We start from the raw sequence: 3,241 nt of genomic DNA, 5'->3' as shown, positions 1-3,241 counted from the left end.
AAGCACAGATTGACCGGGCAAACGCCGTCAGTCTGGAAGATTTTCTCCGCACACAGGGAGAGACACTTATCAAAAGCGGACGAGAATACCGCTGGAAAGAACATGACAGCCTGACCGTCCGGGGAAACAAGTGGTTTCGACACAGCCAGAGCAAGGGCGGCTATCCCATTGATTTTGTCATGGAGTTTTACGGCAAGTCCTTTCCCGAAGCTGTCCAGCTCCTGACCGGCGAAAGCGGCGAAGGACAGACCGAAGCCACCACAGCACCGCCCACAGCGTTCCACTTGCCCTTGCACAACCGAACAGCCGACAGAGCAATTCAATATCTTTGCGAAAGCCGAGGTCTCAACCCGAAACTGGTTGAGGCTTTTCTTCTTTCCGGGGATATTTACGAGGACGCAAAGCGGCACAATGTTGTCTTTGTTGGCAGAGACCGAAGCGGTACGCCGAGATACGCCCATGTGCGAGGAACGGCAGACCCATTCAGACAGGATATTACCGGGTCTGACAAGTCCTATCCGTTCCGCTATGAGGGAAACGGCAACCAGCTTTTTGTCTTTGAAGCGCCGATTGACCTGTTATCGTTCATCTGCCTTTATCCGCAGGACTGGCAGACAAGGAGCTATCTTGCCCTGGGCGGCGTTTCGGGAAAAGCCCTTGACCGTTTTCTTTCTGAACGCAAGGACACCCAAAAAGTGTTCCTCTGCCTTGACAGCGACACCGCAGGAAGCGAAGCCTGTACCCGACTGGCACAGTCCATTCCCAGCGAGATCGCCGTCATTCGCCTTGTCCCGGCAAGGAAAGACTGGAACGATGTTCTCCGTCAGCAAGGGGACATTCCGAGCCGCAAATTTATAGCGGAAACAATCACGCTGCGAGAGCTGCCCACCGCCCAGCCTGTCCCCATGCTCCGTATGGTAGATGTGGAGCTGACGAGCGTGGATTGGCTATGGTTTCCGTATATCCCCTTTGGAAAGCTGACGATTATACAGGGCAACCCCGGCGAGGGCAAGACCTACTTTGCCATGCGTCTTGCGGCGGCTTGCACCAACCGAAAGCCCTTGCCCGGTATGGAAACCCTTGAGCCTTTCAATATCATCTATCAGACCGCCGAGGACGGTCTGGGCGATACTGTTAAGCCCCGATTGATGGAAGCAGACGCAGACCTCGAAAAAGTGCTTGTCATTGATGACAGGGATACGCCGCTGACCCTTGCCGATGAACGCATAGCAAGGGCAATCCGGGAAAACAACGCAAGGCTGGTTATCATTGACCCGGTACAGGCGTTTCTGGGCGCAGATGTGGACATGAACAGGGCAAACGAGGTGCGCCCGATATTCCGCAGTCTGGGAGACATTGCACAGGCTACCGGGTGCGCTATCGTGCTGATTGGACACCTGAACAAAGCCGCAGGAACGCAAAGCACCTATCGGGGATTAGGGTCTATCGACATTACGGCGGCAGTCCGCAGTCTGCTTTTTATCGGCAAGCTGAAGGACAGCCCCACAACGAGGGTGCTTATCCATGAGAAAAGCTCCCTTGCGCCGCCCGGACAGTCCCTTGCCTTTTCTCTGGGAGACGAGAAAGGCTTTGAATGGATAGGAGCTTATGACATTACCGCTGACGAGCTTCTTGCCGGGACAGACACCGCCAAGACCGAAAGCAAGACCGCACAGGCAGAAGCACTGATACTGGAACTGCTGGCAGATGGAAAGCGTATGCCGAGCGCAGAGCTGGAAAAGGCAGTCAATGAGCGTGGGATTTCCTCACGCACCATGAGAACGGCAAAGAGCCGTATCGGGGACAGACTTGTGACCGAGAAAGACGGCACAGCATGGGTCTGCTATCTCCGAGACTGACAGCAGGAACACGGCAAGCGTGGCAAAGACGGCAAGGTTTTTATAGATACCTTAGTGTTGCTGCCTTGCCTTGTTCCCTCATACCGACACCGCCCGATGATGAACAGTCACCGGGCATTTTTCATTTACAGGAGGATTTTGAATGAACAACAATACCGCAACCAACACCGCCACTTGCCCGACTGTCAGAAAGCAGATTGGCAAGACCACCTATATCGTCCGTGTCCATTTCAGCGAGACCGCCAAAGAGACGATGGAGGACAAAATCAAGCGTATGCTTCGTGAGGAAGTCCGCAAAATGTGACTTCTTTGTGAATTTGATGAAAAAGTCCTTGACTTTTCGTCTCTGGCAAAACAGCGAAGTCGATCCTTATTTCCTGCGGTGCAAGGCTGGCTCCCTTTGACATCCCCCAGCTTAGGGAGGTCATGGCCTATGACGAGCTGGAGCTTGACCGCATCGGGGATCGAAAAACGGCGGTGTTCTTTATCATCTCGGACACTACGCAAACCTATAATTTCCTTGTGGCTCTGGCCTTTTCGCAGATGTTCAATCTGCTGTGCGAGAGGGCCGACAATGTTCACGGAGGCCGCTTGCCCCATCATGTACGGGTGCTGTGGGACGAGGCCGCCAACACAGGGCAGGTTCCCCAGCTTGAAAAAATTGTGGCTGTCATCCGTTCCCGTGAGATCAGCTTGACGCTGTTCTATCAGCAGTTGGCCCAGTGTAAGGCGATTTACGATAAACACGCCGAAACCATTTTGGGAAATATGGACAGCGTGATATTCCTCGGAGGCCGGGAGGCCAGCACCATCAAGGAAATATCCGAGAACTGGCTGGGTAAGGCTACAATCTCCATGCAGACGGACAGCCGCTCCCGTGGCCAGTCGGAAAGCTACAGTCAAAATAACCAGCGGCTGGGCCGGGAGCTGATGACGCCCAGCGAGCTGGCAACCATGCCCGGGGATAAGTGCATTTTACAGCTTCGGGGCCTGCCCCCGTTCTATTCCCCGAAATACGATTTGAAAAAGCACCCGAACTACCGATATACGGCTGAAGCCGACAAAAAGAAAAACGCCTTTGATCTTGACCGGCTCATTAACCGCCGCAGGCGGCCCGGGCCGGACGAGCTGTGTGAGGTGTATGCCGTGGCTGTGCCGGACGATGGGCTCACAAGCGAGGACGAGGACATCCTCAATTATGATGACATCGACGATCCGGACGCCTTTGCATAAATAGGGCTTTGGGACAAAGTGTCCCGAAGTATGTAACCTGCCGCCAGAAATGGCGGCTTCAGACTGTAGACAAAGCTCCTTCCTGTGAGGGAGCTTTTCTTGTGTCATGACTGCAAAAATTATGTACTTACAAGCATATAAGAAGTAGT

General features: G+C 53.8%; 2 protein-coding genes and 1 pseudogene. All 3 read left to right on the top strand.

The window, feature by feature from the left end; all coding sequences use genetic code 11:
- On the top strand, positions 1-1,859 hold a 1,859-nt coding region (locus OCV63_RS17205; protein WP_262670954.1), incomplete at its 5' end, for an AAA family ATPase.
- 142 nt (positions 1,860-2,001) lie between these two features.
- Positions 2,002-2,163 (top strand): transposon-encoded TnpW family protein, encoded by a 162-nt coding sequence (locus OCV63_RS17200; protein WP_079851490.1) that lies wholly within the window; start codon positions 2,002-2,004, stop codon positions 2,161-2,163.
- Positions 2,164-2,204: 41 nt separating this feature from the next.
- A pseudogene (locus tag OCV63_RS17195) lies at positions 2,205-3,092 on the top strand (VirD4-like conjugal transfer protein, CD1115 family); the annotation flags it as partial.
- Positions 3,093-3,241: the final 149 nt, after the last annotated feature.

Source organism: Laedolimicola ammoniilytica (assembly GCF_025567165.1).
Lineage (GTDB): Bacteria > Bacillota > Clostridia > Lachnospirales > Lachnospiraceae > Laedolimicola > Laedolimicola ammoniilytica.
The sequence above is the reverse complement of the archived record's forward strand: the minus strand, read 5'-3'. Positions and strand labels throughout refer to the sequence as shown.

Excerpts from the sequence above, each read along its gene's own strand:
- OCV63_RS17200 (WP_079851490.1), top strand. The coding sequence starts at position 2,002 with ATGAACAACAATACCGCAACCAACACCGCCACTTGCCCGACTGTCAGA.